The 13,342-nt window shown below is 73.4% G+C and carries 12 protein-coding genes; 7 read left to right on the top strand and 5 right to left on the bottom strand.

From position 1 onward, the window contains the following. Window positions 1–15: 15 nt before the first annotated feature. The 3 genes from leuD to GA0070612_RS30745 all read left to right on the top strand — a co-directional run bounded on the left by leuD (window position 16) and on the right by GA0070612_RS30745 (window position 3,582). Window positions 16–603 carry a 3-isopropylmalate dehydratase small subunit gene (gene leuD / locus GA0070612_RS30755; protein WP_088991089.1) on the top strand — a complete coding sequence of 196 codons (588 nt, stop codon included), beginning with the start codon at window positions 16–18 and terminating at the stop codon, window positions 601–603. Window positions 604–775: 172 nt separating this feature from the next. Next, the gene (locus GA0070612_RS30750) at window positions 776–1,480 is read left to right on the top strand and encodes an HU family DNA-binding protein (RefSeq protein ID WP_197699271.1); all 705 of its coding nucleotides are present in this window, start codon (window positions 776–778) and stop codon (window positions 1,478–1,480) included. Between the two features lie 140 nt (window positions 1,481–1,620). Then, window positions 1,621–3,582 carry an endonuclease/exonuclease/phosphatase family protein gene (locus GA0070612_RS30745; RefSeq protein WP_088991087.1) on the top strand — a complete coding sequence of 654 codons (1,962 nt, stop codon included), beginning with the start codon at window positions 1,621–1,623 and terminating at the stop codon, window positions 3,580–3,582. A 6-nt stretch (window positions 3,583–3,588) separates the two neighbouring features. On the opposite strand, the gene GA0070612_RS30740 is transcribed toward GA0070612_RS30745, so the two are convergent. From GA0070612_RS30740 to cofC, 5 genes are all read right to left on the bottom strand, one after another. Then, window positions 3,589–4,467 (bottom strand): NUDIX hydrolase, encoded by an 879-nt coding sequence (locus tag GA0070612_RS30740; protein WP_088991086.1) that lies wholly within the window; start codon window positions 4,465–4,467, stop codon window positions 3,589–3,591. Continuing rightward, window positions 4,455–5,975 (bottom strand): CYTH and CHAD domain-containing protein, encoded by a 1,521-nt coding sequence (locus tag GA0070612_RS30735; protein WP_088991085.1) that lies wholly within the window; start codon window positions 5,973–5,975, stop codon window positions 4,455–4,457. The genes GA0070612_RS30740 and GA0070612_RS30735 overlap by 13 nt, the downstream gene beginning before the upstream one ends. Before the next feature lie 24 nt (window positions 5,976–5,999). Further along, window positions 6,000–8,357, bottom strand: coding sequence for an RNA degradosome polyphosphate kinase (locus GA0070612_RS30730; RefSeq protein WP_088991084.1), 2,358 nt, complete (start codon window positions 8,355–8,357; stop codon window positions 6,000–6,002). Between the two features lie 54 nt (window positions 8,358–8,411). Continuing rightward, entirely contained in the window at window positions 8,412–8,609 is a 198-nt protein-coding gene (locus tag GA0070612_RS30725) for a cold-shock protein (protein ID WP_088991879.1), read from the bottom strand. A 75-nt stretch (window positions 8,610–8,684) separates the two neighbouring features. Further along, entirely contained in the window at window positions 8,685–9,332 is a 648-nt protein-coding gene (cofC, locus tag GA0070612_RS30720) for a 2-phospho-L-lactate guanylyltransferase (RefSeq protein ID WP_088991083.1), read from the bottom strand. A gap of 128 nt (window positions 9,333–9,460) precedes the next feature. Between cofC and GA0070612_RS30715 the strand changes: the two genes are divergently transcribed. The 4 genes from GA0070612_RS30715 to GA0070612_RS30700 all read left to right on the top strand — a co-directional run bounded on the left by GA0070612_RS30715 (window position 9,461) and on the right by GA0070612_RS30700 (window position 13,241). Then, the gene (locus GA0070612_RS30715) at window positions 9,461–10,198 is read left to right on the top strand and encodes a lysophospholipid acyltransferase family protein (protein WP_088991082.1); all 738 of its coding nucleotides are present in this window, start codon (window positions 9,461–9,463) and stop codon (window positions 10,196–10,198) included. 55 nt (window positions 10,199–10,253) lie between these two features. Then, complete coding sequence (locus GA0070612_RS30710; protein ID WP_088991081.1) at window positions 10,254–11,261, top strand: NAD(P)H-dependent glycerol-3-phosphate dehydrogenase; 1,008 nt, start codon at window positions 10,254–10,256, stop codon at window positions 11,259–11,261. A gap of 7 nt (window positions 11,262–11,268) precedes the next feature. After that, the gene (locus GA0070612_RS30705) at window positions 11,269–12,387 is read left to right on the top strand and encodes a cystathionine gamma-lyase (protein WP_088991080.1); all 1,119 of its coding nucleotides are present in this window, start codon (window positions 11,269–11,271) and stop codon (window positions 12,385–12,387) included. 71 nt (window positions 12,388–12,458) lie between these two features. Further along, window positions 12,459–13,241, top strand: a complete 783-nt coding sequence (locus GA0070612_RS30700; protein ID WP_088991878.1) for a putative protein N(5)-glutamine methyltransferase — start codon at window positions 12,459–12,461, stop codon at window positions 13,239–13,241. Window positions 13,242–13,342 lie beyond the last annotated feature (101 nt).

Genomic DNA, 13,342 nt, shown 5'->3' with positions numbered 1-13,342 from the left:
AAGGGACTCCAGGAGATGGACAAGTTCACCACCCACACCGGCACCGCCGTGCCGCTGCGCCGGTCCAACGTGGATACCGACCAGATCATCCCCGCGGTGTACCTCAAGCGGGTGACCCGGACGGGCTTTGCCGACGGGCTGTTCAGCGCCTGGCGGGAAGACCCGGCATTCGTGCTCAACGATCAGCGTTATTCCGGGGCGTCGATCCTCATCACCGGCCCGGAGTTCGGCACCGGCTCCTCCCGGGAACACGCCGTGTGGGCACTGCGGGACTGGGGCTTCCGCGCGGTGGTGGCTCCGCGCTTCGGCGACATCTTCCGGGGCAACGCCCTCAAGGAGGGCCTGTTGCCGGTCGAGTTGGAATTGAAAGCCGTCGAAGAGTTGTGGGATCTGGTTGAGTCGGATCCGACCACTGCGGTGACCGTCGACCTGACCGCCCGGCAGCTCCGTGCGGGGGATGCCAGCTGGTCGTTCCCGCTGGACGACTTCAGCCGGTGGCGCTTGCTGGAGGGTCTCGATGACATTGGACTAACCCTCCGGCACGCCGCCGACATCGACTCGTACGAGGCGCGCCGACTGCCGTTCCTGCCCTCCGTGGCATAGCCGTACGCCCGCTCCCACAGCGAATTTCACCCCCATCGGTCCAACCGGTGGGGGTGAATCCGTTGCGACACAAGGGCTTTTTTCTACCGAATGTTTGTGTCTAGGCAGCACAGGGCATAACGTGCGCGCAGAATGGCTCGCGTCGAGTCAGTTGCACAATCGGGAGGAAGTCGTGAACAAGGCCGAGCTCATCGAGGCGCTCGCCGTTCGCCTGGGGGACCGGAAGATGGCGACGGCCGCGCTCGACGCGGTCCTCACCGAGGTCCAGGCGGCGGTCACCAAGGGCGAGAAGGTGGCGATCACCGGATTCGGAGCATTTGAAAAGCGTGTGCGTGGTGCGCGAACAGCGCGCAACCCGCGTACCGGCGAGGCGGTGAAGGTCAAGAAGACGTCAGTCCCGACCTTCCGCCCCGGCGCCGGGTTCAAGGAGATGGTGGCCAGCGGCAAGGTGCCGAAGGCCACGGTGGCGACGAAGAAGGCCACCACGAGCACCGCCACGGCCAAGACGGCCGGCACGAAGGCGGCGGGCGCCAAGGCGACCGGCACGAAGGCGACGGCGGCCAAGGCGGCTGCCGGCAAGAAGACCGCTCCGGCCAAGGCGAGCAAGACCGCTACGGCGACCAAGACGGCCGCCAGCAAGAAGACCGCCCCGGCCAAGGCGAGCAAGAGCACCACGGCGACCAAGACGGCCGCCGGCAAGAAGACCACCGCGGCGAAGAAGACCACCGCGGCGACCAAGTCGACCGCGGCGAAGAAGACCACGGCGGCGACCAAGTCGACCGCGGCGAAGAAGACCACGGCGGCGACCAAGAGCACGGCGGCAAAGAAGGCGCCGGCGAAGAAGGCTCCGGCCAAGAAGGCGGCCAGCAAGCGCTGACCGACCCACGACGAAAGGGCGTCCACCCGTTGGTGGGCGTCCTTTCGGCGTACGCGGACCGTTGACCCGTCCGGTCCGCTCGCGCAGAATCGCCGTGCCGGCCCCCCTCCGCCGGCCCGTCGACGGGAAATGGGGCGCCGGTGCGCTATCGCCAGCTCACCACCGGGACGCTCGCGCTGGGTGTCGTCCTCCTCATCGACGTGCTGCGGGTCTGGCTGCCCGGCATCATCACCATCTTCGGCCAGGCGGCGTCCACCCCGGCCGAGTTGATGGGCGCGTTCGCCCTCGGCTGGTTCGTGCTCGCGCTGGGCGCGCCCGCGGTGGTCCGCCGGGTCGGTGCCCGCCCGGTCGTGGTGGTCGCCGCCGCAGCCCTGGCCCTCGCCCGGCTCGCGCTCACCGCCGCGCCGGGCGGGCGTACGCAGCTCTGGTTGGCCACCGCCGGTCTGCTCGCCGGGCTGGTCTGGTTGGTCGGCGTCGCCGCCGGCACCGACCGTCCGGTTCCGGGGCTGGCGTTGGGTTTCGCGGTCAACGCGGCCCTGCACGCGGTGTGGGACACGGTCGACGTGGTCTGGTGGGGCACCTGGGCGGCGTGGTTGTTCAGCTCCGTCGCGGTGCTGCTGTTCCTGCTCGGCACGGCACAGCCGGTAGCGCGGGCCGGTGGCGGTGCAGCTGGCGGTGACGGTGGTGCGCAGGCTGGTGGCGGTGGCGTACGGGCCTGGTTGTTGGCCGGTCCGGCGCTGCTGCTGGCCGGAATGGTGGCACTCTCCCCGGCGCTGGCCCGCACCGGGATGTCGTACCTGTTCGCCGGGGACGGTGTCGCGGGCTCACCGTTGTTCGGCCTGGCACCGGTGCCGGTGGCGGTCGCCGCGTTCCTGTTCACCGCGTCGACCCGGCCACCCCGGGGGTGGGGCCGCGCGTACGGGCCGGTGGCGTTGCTGGTGGGCGCGCTGCTGTTCGCCGGCGACCGGGGCGACCTGCTCGTCCCGGCCGTCCTGCTGGCCGCCGTCGGTCTCGGCGCCTGCCTCGCGCTGACCGACGACGCCGACCGCCCGGACGGGACGGCGCAGACCGGGCCGACGGGCAGGGAGACCGCGAGGGACGGCACCGACGCGACGGCGGCCCGCCGGGGGTACGCGGTGGCCGTCGGCATGCTGGTCTTCGCGCTGGGGGCGGTCGGGTACTACTCCGCCTACGACCTCGGGTACCCCAACGCGGCGGTGCCCGTGGTGGTGGCCGGTCTGGTCGCGGTCGTGGCGTTCACTGCCCAACCCGTCGTCGGGTGGCTCCCCGGGCCGTTTCCGCCGATCCGGGCTGCCGCGGCGGTCACCGCGCTGGCGTTGCTGGCGCCGGTGGTCGCCGACGAGGTTCCGGTGGCCGGCAACCGGGACGGCCCACCGGAGCGGCTCACCGTGGTGGCGTACAACATCCGGATGGGCTTCGGGTTGGACGGTCGGTTCGACCTGACCGGGCTCACCGAGGTGGTCCAGCGGCAACGCCCCGACGTGGTGCTGCTCAGCGAGGTGGACCGCGCCTGGCTGCTCAACGGCGGGCACGACACCCTCGACGTGATGGCCGAGCGGCTCGGCATGCCGTACGTCTTCGGGCCGGCCGCCGACTCCGTGTGGGGTGACGCCGTGCTGAGCCGCTGGCCGATGGACGACGCGCGGAGCCTCCCGCTGCCCGCCGTCGGTGCGCCCACCGGGGCGCAGGCCCTCGGCGTGACGCTGGACCTGAGCGACGGGGTCCGTGTCGCGGTGGTCAGCACCCACCTGCAACCGCCGCCCGGGAAGGGCCCGGTGGTCCAGGCCCGCGCGGTCACCGACTTCGCCATCCGGTACGCCGCCGGCCGACCGCTGGTGGTGGCGGGCGACCTGAACACCGAGCCGGGGGACGAGGCGTTCGGGCAGTTCACGGCCGCCGGTCTGGTCGACGCGTTGGCTGCCGCCCGACCGCTGGCGACCAGCCCCGCCGACGATCCCCGCGAACAGATCGACCACATCTTCGTCTCGGCCGCTCTGACCCCCAGCGACCCGGTCGCGCCCCGCAGCACCGCCAGCGACCACCTGCCGGTCGCGGTGACAGTGGCCCTGCCGCCCCGCTGAGCGGCTCTACAAGCGGTCGGCGGCCACCAGGCGGTCGGCGGTGAAGGCGAGCAGCCATCCGCCGCCCTTGGGCGTGCTGAAGTCCTCGTCGGTGCGGCCGGTGAGCTGCTCCAGGGCACCCGGCAGCACCTTGCCCTGGCTGCACACCGCAGCCTGGCCCCCGGCGGCGGCCAACTCCAGCAGCCGGGCGGCGGTGGCCAGGATCTGCTCGTCGCTCTGCTGGCCGGGCTGTGGCTCGTCGAGGTCGCCGCAGACCTCGATCGGCAGGTCGAGCAGCGCGGCGGCCGGGTCCAGGGTCTGCACACACCGTCGCGGTGAGGCCGACACCAACCGGGACGGTCGGATCAGGGCGACCAGGCCGCCCAGCGCCGTCGCCTGAGCCCATCCCTCGGCGTCCAGGGGCCGCCCGACGTCCGGGCCGGACCAGGTGGCCCGCTTCCCGGCGTGCGCGTGCCGGACCAGCGCGACGGTGGCGGTCACCGACGGCAGCGCGGCGAACGCCGCCAGCACCTCGGCGTCGTGGGGGTAGCTGACCAGGCGGATCGCGTCGTCCACGGCGAGCCAGCGGATGTCGTCCACCTCGGTGCCCGGTTGGAAACCCCCGCTGGCGACCGCGAGCATCGACCAGTAGTCGACCAGCTTGGGCTGCCCCTCGCTGCGGTAGCGCACCGACGGCAGCCGGACCTGCGGCACGCCCCGCACGTCGGCCTCCTCGGCCACCTCGCGGACCGCCGCTGCCAGCGCGTGTTCGCCCGGCTCCAGTTTGCCCTTCGGCAGTGTCCAGTCGCCGTAGCGGGGACGGTGCACCACGCAGACGCGGACGCCGTCGGCGGTCGGCCGCCAGGCCACCCCGCCCGCCGCGCGGATGCCGGTCACGGCAGCCAACTCGTCCGCCGCCGTCGGGTGGCCCGGTGCCAGGCCGCCGGGAGGGAGGAGCGCATCCGGTGTACGGAGGCGCGTTCCCGCTCGGCGAGCCGACCGGCGGTGACCGCCAGCTCGTGGTCGTCCGGCAGCTCGGCGGCGATCTCCAGCCAGGTGTCCGCCGCGATTGCCGCATCCTGGTGCTCGCCGAGCACGTCCTGCACGCCGGCCAGGGCACGGGCCAGTCGGCGCGCGCCCTTGCCGACCGTCGGTGCCACCGCGTTGACCGCGTACCGGGCCTGCTTGGCCTCCTTGCGAACGGCGTGCCACCGGTCGTCCGGCGACCGGGCGTCGAGCCCGTCGACGCCGTCCGGCCCGGTCAACCGCGCCCACGGCCGGGCCACCAACGCGGGCAGCGCCTTCGCCGCGGGCGCCGCCGCCCGGCGGGTGAGCCGGGGTGAGGCGGACGCCAGCACCAGGGAGTCCACCAGGGCCAGGTAACGCGCGCTGCGCAACGCCTCGTCGATGGCGGCCAGCGCCGATCGCTGCCGTGCGGCGAGCACCTCGTCCAGCCGGTCCACCGCGTCCCCGTCGAGCGGGCTGAGCGGATCCGCGTCGGCGGTGCTGCGCAGCCGGGCGCGCAACACCTCGGCGTCGCGGGCCGCGCCGAGGACACCGGCCAGCCACCGCAGTTCGGTGCGCAGCGGACGGGACCAGGTCGTGCGGACCAGGGCCTTGAAGGTGCGCAGGTCACTGCGGAGGCGTCGGCAGGCCACCCGCATCTGGTGCACACCGGTGTCGCCACCGGCACCCGGGACGCGAAGCCGGACCAGCGGGTCGTGCGCCAGCAGTCGGCGGATCTCCTTACGGAGCGCCTCGGTCACCACGTCACCCGCGGTGGGCTCGGCGGACAGCCCGCCCGGCGCGACCAGGTCCGGATCGGCCTGCGCCGCCTCGCCCAGCGCCCGTACGTGCTTGGGGGTGAACGACCCGCCCCGGGCGCCGGCCTCGCGCAGCACGGTGCCGATCCGGTCGAGCAGCGCCCGGTCGCCGCCCTTGCGTTCGGCCTCCAGCTCACGGAACGTGTCGGTGGTGACGCCGGAGGCGTCCAGCACCGACACCCGGTCGTCCACCACCTCGGCGAGCACCGTGCCCGCCTTGTCGCACACCTCGTACGCGTGCCGGACCGTCCGGACCACAGTCACCGGGGCCAGCGGCGCCCCCCGGTGCAGGACGGTGACCAGCTCCACCAGCTCCGGCGGCGGCTGCCCCTTCGGCCCCGGGCGGGAGACCTCGTGCCGGACGCCCGGTGTGCCGGTCGGCAGTTTCACCGTCCAGGGCAGCTCGTCGCCCCGGCGGTGACGCAGCGAGGCACCGGCTCGGGCCAGCCTGAGGTCGACGGTGTCGAGGTAGCGGGCGACGAGCGTCACCGGTGGCAGCGCCCGGATCCGACCCCCGGACGGTGTCGTGGCGGCCAGGTCCGGCAGCACGTAGGCGTCGTCCACCTCGTACTTCTGCTCCTCCTCGACCATCAACCCAGCCTATGCGGTGATCGGTCAGCCGGCCGTGCCACCGACGCGGCGCAGCAACAGTTCCTGTAGGTGCGCCCGGGTGTTGTCGTCGGCGCTGGTGTGCCGGGTCCAACTGCCGTCGCTGTGCAGCTCGAACGCGTCCACGTCGGGGCTCATCGCGGCGGTCAGCACCTGGTCCAGTTCGGCGCGGGCGATCGGATCGCTGACCTGCACCAGGGCCTCCACCCGACGGTCCAGGTTGCGGTGCATCAGGTCCGCCGATCCCATCCAGAACTCGGCCTCGCCGTTGTTGCCGAACCGGAAGACCCGGGAATGCTCCAGGAAGCGGCCGAGGATCGAGCGCACGCGGATGTTCTCCGACAGCCCGGGCACCCCGGGCCGCAGCGTGCACATCCCCCGGATGAGCAGGTCGACGTGGACGCCGGCCTGGGAGGCCCGGTACAGCGCGTCGGTCACCCCCTCGTCCACCAGCGAATTGACCTTGAACTGGACCAGGCCGGGCATGCCCAGACGGACGTGCGAGATCTCCCGCTCGATCCGCTCGATGAGGCCGCTACGGATGCCCTGCGGGGCGACCAGCAACCGCCGGTACGCGGTCTGCCGGCTGTACCCGGTCAGCACGTTGAACAGGTCGGTGAGGTCCGCGCCGATCTCCGGGTCGGCGGTGAGCATCCCGAAGTCCTCGTACATCCGGGCGGTCTTCGGGTGGTAGTTGCCCGTGCCGATGTGGCAGTACCGGCGGATCTGGTTGCCCTCCTGGCGGACCACCAGCGCGGTCTTGCAGTGCGTCTTCAGCCCGACCAGGCCGTACACCACGTGACAGCCGGCCCGTTCCAACGTGCGCGCCCAGCCGATGTTGGCCACCTCGTCGAAGCGGGCCTTCACCTCCACCAGCACCACCACCTGCTTGCCGGCGGCGGCCGCGTCGACCAGCGCGTCGACGATCGGGGAGTCGCCGCTGGTGCGGTAGAGGGTCTGCTTGATGGCCAGCACGTTCGGGTCGGCGGCGGCCTGCTCGATGAAGCGCTGCACGCTCGTCGCGAACGAGTGGTACGGGTGGTGCACCAGGATGTCCCCGTCGCGCAGGGTGGCGAAGACGCTGCGGGGCACCTCGCCCTCGGCGAGCCGGGGATGGGTGGCCGGCACGAACGGCGGGTCCTTGAGGTCCGGTCGGTCGGCCTCGCCGTAGACCTGCCACAGCGCGGACAGGTCCAGCAACCCGGGCACCCGCAGCACGTCCTGGTCGTCCATGTCCAACTCGCGGACGAGAAGCTCCAACATGTGGTCGGAGATGGAGGCGGCCACCTCCAGCCGGACCGGCGGGCCGAACCGCCGTCGGGCCAGTTCGCGTTCGAGGGCCTGCAACAGGTCCTCGTCGCGGTCCTCGTCGACCTCGACCTCGGCGTTACGGGTGACGCGGAACAGGTGGCACTCGACCACCTGCATGCCACTGAACAGCTGCCCCAGGTGCACCGAGATCAGGTCCTCCACCGGCAGCATCCGTACGCCCGGCTGGTCCCGGTCCACCCGGACGAAGCGGGGGACGTTGTTGGGCACCTTCACCCGGGCGAACAGCTCGGAGCCGCCGTCGGGGTCACGAACCGCCACCGCCAGGTTCAGCGACCGCCCCGAGATGTACGGGAACGGGTGCGCCGGGTCCACCGCGAGCGGGGTCAGCACCGGGAAGATGTGCTCCCGGAAGTAGGTCCGTAGCCGTTCCCGCTCCGGGTCGCCCAGTTCGCCCCAGCGCAGGATGCGGATGTCCTCGGCCGCCAGCTTCGGCAGCACGTCGTCCACGAAGCAGGCGGCGTGCCGGGCGACCAGCGCGGCCGTGCGCTCCGCGATCAGCTCCAACTGGGTACGCAGGGGCAGCCGGTCCCCGCCGCGCACCGGCAGGCCGGCGGAGAGCCGCCGCTTCAGCCCGGCGATCCGCACCATGAAGAACTCGTCCAGGTTGCTGGCGAAGATCGCCAGGAACTTGGCCCTTTCGAGCAGTGGGGTGCGCTGGTCCTCGGCGAGGGTGAGCACCCGGGCGTTGAAGTCGAGCCAGGAGAGTTCCCGGTTGAGGAACCGGTCCTCGGGCAGCGGCGCCGGCGGTTCGTCGTCCTGCGCTGCGGCGGCGGTCGGGAGGTCGTCCGGCAGGACCGGGTGGGCGCCAGCGGCGGCGGGGGCGTCCACCTCGTCGCTGGTCGGCACGGGGTCGAGGACCTCGTCCAGCCCGGAGGAGGCGGCCCCCGGGTCGTCGGCGAGGGTGTCGGCGCGGGCGGCGCCCGCCCGTTCGGCGCGGGACGGGCGGAAGCGGCCGTCGGTGCCGCGCGCGCGGGAACCGTTGCGGAGATCGGAGGAGGGCTGGCGGGCCGGGTTCTCGCGAGGGGTGCTCACCCGCTCATAATCACCCGATTACGGTGAACGCAAAATGAACTTGGGCCCGACGGTTCAGATCATCGTCGGCAATGTCACCCGGACGACCGTGCCGTCGGGATCCGTGTCGATGCGCACCCGCTGCCCGAGCCGGAGAAGCCGCAGCCCGGAGGCGTCGAAGGCCCGTGCGGGGAAGCGCATCTCGGTGCCGTCGTCGAGCAGCAGGACACCGCTGCGCGTCGCCGCGTCGTAGCTGGCCACCGTGCCCTGCATGCTGGCACCGTACACCGGCCGGGTCAGCCCGCGGAGCGTGCCGGGCGGTTCAGCCCGCGGTGTGGGCCGGGCGGTTCAGCCCGCGGAGCGTGCGGGATGACCGGCGGCGACGAGTGCGGCGGTGTGCGGGCCCAGCCCGAGCCGGGTGGCGGCGGCCAGGTCCGTGGGAGTGTCCACGTCCCGGCGCAGGCTGGGCCAGTCCCCGGTCAGGGGCAGCGCACCGCTCGCCGCGTGCGCGACCGCCGAGCCCACCCCGAAACGGGGATCCAGCGGAACGCCGGGCGGGGCGGTGAGCAGGACCGTGCCGCTGCCGGGCGCGTCCGGCACGAAGCGGCGTACCCCCGGTCGGCCGTTCTGCGCCGCGAGCAGCGCGCCGGCCAGCTCGGCCGGGCGCAGCGCCGGCAGGTCCGCGGTGAGCCCGGCCACCCACCCGGCGGTGGCCCCGGCGGCGCCGTGCCGCAACGCCGCGTTCAGGCCGGCGTCCGGCCCGTCGGGCAGCACCCGCGCGCCCGCCGCCCGCGCCGCCGCCGTCACCCGGGCGTCGTCGGTGACCACCAGGGCCTCGGCGACCGCCGGGCAGGCCAGCACCGCGCGCAGGGTGTCGGCCGCCAGGGCCAGCGCCAGATCCTCGTGGGGTACGCCGGACAGCGCGCCCCGCAGCCGGCTCTTGGCCGCGCCCAGATGCTTCACCGGGACCACCACGGCCCACCTCGGCTGACTCACGTCCGCAATCCTGCCAGCCGGACGACGGGACCCTCGCTGGCCGTACCGGGGGCGAGCAGGCATGATTTCCGCTGCGGGTGTCGCGGACGGAGTTTCGCGGCGGGGTTGGGGCGCGACGAGGAGGCACAGTGGCACGGCGAAGGCTGGGATTCTGGCAACGGTTCGCCGTGGGGCTGGTCAAGCCCGTGATGACCGTGTGGACCCGCCGGACCTGGAGTGGTCAGGAACACCTCGGCGGCGACGGTGGCGTGATCATCGTGGCGAACCACCTCTCGCACGCCGATCCGCTGGTCTCCGCGCACTTCATCTACGACTCCGGGCGCTGGCCGCAGTACCTGGGCAAGGCCAGCGTGTTCCGGGTGCCGGTGGTCGGCTGGATCCTGCACCGGTGCCGGCAGATCCCGGTCGAGCGGGGCAGCGTCGACGCGGTCCGCTCGCTGGACGCGTTGGTCGGCGCGCTCGACCAGGGCGGCGCCGTGGTGATCTACCCGGAGGGCACCACCACCCGGCAGCCGGAGCTGTGGCCGATGAAGGCCAAGACCGGCGCGGCCCGGCTCGCCCTGGCCACCGGCGCGCCCGTCGTGCCGGTGGTGATGTGGGGGCCGGAGCAGATCTTCGATCCCCGGACCAGCCGGGTGAGCCTGCGCCCCCGGATCCCGGTGACCGTCGTCGCCGGGGAACCGATCGACCTGAGCCGGTGGGCCGACGCCCAACCGACCCGGGCCACCCTCGAAGAGATGACGGACACCATCATGTTGCGGCTGCGGGACATGCTCGCCGAGATCCGTGGTGGCACACCGCCGCCGCTGTGGGAGCGACCGGCCCGGTCCTCCGTCGGCCGTGAGCAGCGGGGCGAAGCGGCATGAGCGAGCGAAGCAGTGGTGCCGTCCGGGCCGCCGTGACGCGAGACGGAGCGGCGGAATGAGCGGGCATGTCGCGGTGCTCGGCGCCGGTTCCTGGGGCACCGCGTTCGCCAAGATCCTCGCCGACGCGGGGAGGGACGTGACGGTGTGGGCCCGCCGCGCGCCGGTCGCCGAGAGCATCAGGTCCGAGCGCCGCAACCCGGAGTACCTGCCGGACCTGCTGCTGCCGGCCCGGGTCACCGCCACCGCAGACGCCGCCGAGGCGATCACCGGCGCCGAGGTGGTGGTCCTCGCGGTGCCGTCGCAGACCCTGCGGGGCAACCTCGCCGAGTGGGCCGGGCACCTGCACCCGGACTCCACCCTGGTGTCGCTGATGAAGGGCATCGAGCTGGGCACCACCAAGCGGATGAGCGAGGTCATCGTGGAGACCGCGGGCGTCGCCGCCGACCGGGTCGTCGTGGTGTCCGGTCCGAACCTGGCCCCGGAGATCGCCGCCGAGCAGCCCGCCGCGACAGTGGTCGCCGGAACCAACGGTCACCGTACGGCGCTCGTGCAGGCGTCGATCCGGACGCCGTACCTGCGCCCGTACACCAACGACGACGTGATCGGCTGTGAGCTGGGCGGGGCGGTCAAGAACGTGATCGCCCTGTCGTACGGCATCGCCACGGCGATGGGTTTCGGCGACAACACCCGGGCCATGCTGATGACCCGAGGGCTGGCCGAGACGGCCCGGCTGGGCGTGGCGCTCGGCGCGGACCCGATCACCTTCGCCGGCCTGGCGGGCATGGGTGACCTGGTCGCCTCCTGCTCCTCCCCGCTGGCCCGCAACCGCACCTTCGGGGAACACCTGGGCCGGGGCGAGACGCTGGAGCAGGCCCAGACCGCCACCCGGCAGACCGCCGAGGGCGTGAAGAGCTGCCTGGCGATCCGTGACCTGGCCCGCGCGCACGGTGTGGAGATGCCGATCACCGAGCACGTCGAGCGGATCTGCCACGAGGGGATGGATCCGCGCCTCGCCGTGGAGACCCTGATGAGCCGCACCGCCAAGCCCGAGTCGTACGAGTGAGGATCCGATGAGCGAGTGGGGAGACGGCACCCGCTGCGTACGCGCCGGCCTGCCGGAGGCCAAACCAGGCGATCCGTTCCTGCCGGGGCCGGTCTTCGCCGCGCCGTACCACCTCGACCCGTTCCAGGGCCCGAGCACGTCGCCGAACGGCTACGGTCGCCCGGACAACCCGACCCGGCGGCTGCTGGAGGCCGCCGTGGGCGAGTTGGAGGGCGGTGAGTGCCGCGTCTTCGCCACCGGTCAGGCGGCCATCACCGGCCTGCTGCTGACCCTGCTGCGCCCCGGGGACACCGTGGTGCTGCCCACCGACGGCTACTTCCCGGTCCGGGCGTTCGCCACCGACGTGCTGGAGGCGATCGGCGTCCGGGTGCTCTTCGTGCCGACCGTCGGGCCGTACCCGTCGTTCGAGGGTGTCCGGCTGGTGCTGGTGGAGACGCCGGCCAACCCGGGTCTGGACGTGGTCGACGTGGCGGCCCTGGCGGAGAGGGCGCACGCCGCCGGCGCGCTGCTCGCGGTGGACAACACCACGGCCACCCCGCTCGGTCAGCGCCCACTCGACCTCGGCGCCGACCTGGTGGTCGCCTCCGGCACGAAGGCGCTCACCGGCCACTCCGACCTGCTGCTGGGTTACCTGGTCAGCCGGTCCGCCGAGCTGATCACCGCGGTGACGACCTGGCGGACGACCACCGGTTCGGTTCCGGGGGCGTTCGACGCCTGGCTGGCACACCGGTCGCTGGCCACCCTCGACCTCCGGCTGGCCCGGCAGAGCGCGAACGCCGCGGCCGTCGTCGACCTGCTCGCCGGCCGTCCGGATGTGACGGGCCTGCGCTGGCCGGGGCGGCCGGACGACCCGGCCTACCCGGTGGCCTCGGCCCAGATGCGCCGGATACCGGGGGTGCTCTCGTTCGACCTGGGCAGCGCCGAACGGGTGGGCCGGTTCATCGAGGCCGCCCGGCTGGTGGCGGCGGCGACCTCCTTCGGCGGCCTGCACACCACGGCGGACCGCCGGGAGCAGTGGGGCGACGACACCGCGCCGGGCTTCGTCCGGCTCTCCTGCGGGGCCGAGGACACCGCGGACCTGGTGGCCGACATCGCCGCCGCCCTGGACGCGGCCGGGCCGGTCTGAGGTCGCCGGTGCCACCACCGTCCCCGAGCGACGCCGTACGCGACGGCGGCCCCCGACAGGCGTCAGGCGAGATCAGTCGTCCCCGGGACAGGGCCGCTCTCGTGGGCCGTCTGCGCGCCGCCGGCTGCGTCTACGCCGAGGACGAGGCCGAGCTGCTGCTGGCCGCCGCCGACTCCCCGGCCACGTTGGCCGACCTCACCGACCGTCGGGTGGCCGGCGAACCGCTGGAGTACCTGCTCGGGTGGGCCGAGTTCGCCGGCCTGCGGATCGCCGTCGACGCCGGCGTCTTCGTCCCGCGCGCCCGGACCGCCCTGCTGGTCGAGGTGGCGGTCGAGGTGACCGGCCCGACCCCGGCCGTGGTGGACCTCTGCTGCGGCTCCGGCGCCACCACCGTCGCGCTGGCCCACCGACTCACGCCACGCTGGCTGGCCGCCGCCGACATCGACCCGGCGGCGGTGGCGTGTGCGCGGCGCAACGTGGACGGGCTGAACGTCGAGGTGTACGAGGGCGACCTCTTCGCGCCGCTGCCCCCGCAGTGGCGGGGTCGGTTGGACCTCGTCGTCTGCAACGCCCCGTACGTGCCGACCGAGGCGGTGGCGCTGATGCCTTCGGAGGCGCGGCTGCACGAGGCCCCGGTGGCGCTCGACGGCGGGCCGGACGGGCTCTCCGTGCTGCGCCGGGTGGGCGTCGACGCGGCCGAATGGTTGGCCCCGGGAGGACACCTGGTGGTCGAGGCCGGCACCACCCAGGTGCCGATGCTCTGCGCCGCGTTCCACGTCGCCGGCCTGATCCCCGCCGTGCGCCACGACGAAAACCTGGACGCCACAGCAGTAGTAGCCCGCCACCCCACCTAAACCCACCCCACCCCACCCCGGCCCGCCCCGGCCCCGCCCCGGCCCGCCCCGGCCCCACCCCCACCCGGTCGATCATGGAGTTGTGGTGTCCGGTTGGCGCC

It is taken from the genome of Micromonospora chokoriensis (genome assembly GCF_900091505.1).
Lineage (GTDB): Bacteria > Actinomycetota > Actinomycetes > Mycobacteriales > Micromonosporaceae > Micromonospora > Micromonospora chokoriensis.
The sequence above is the reverse complement of the archived record's forward strand: the minus strand, read 5'-3'. Positions and strand labels throughout refer to the sequence as shown.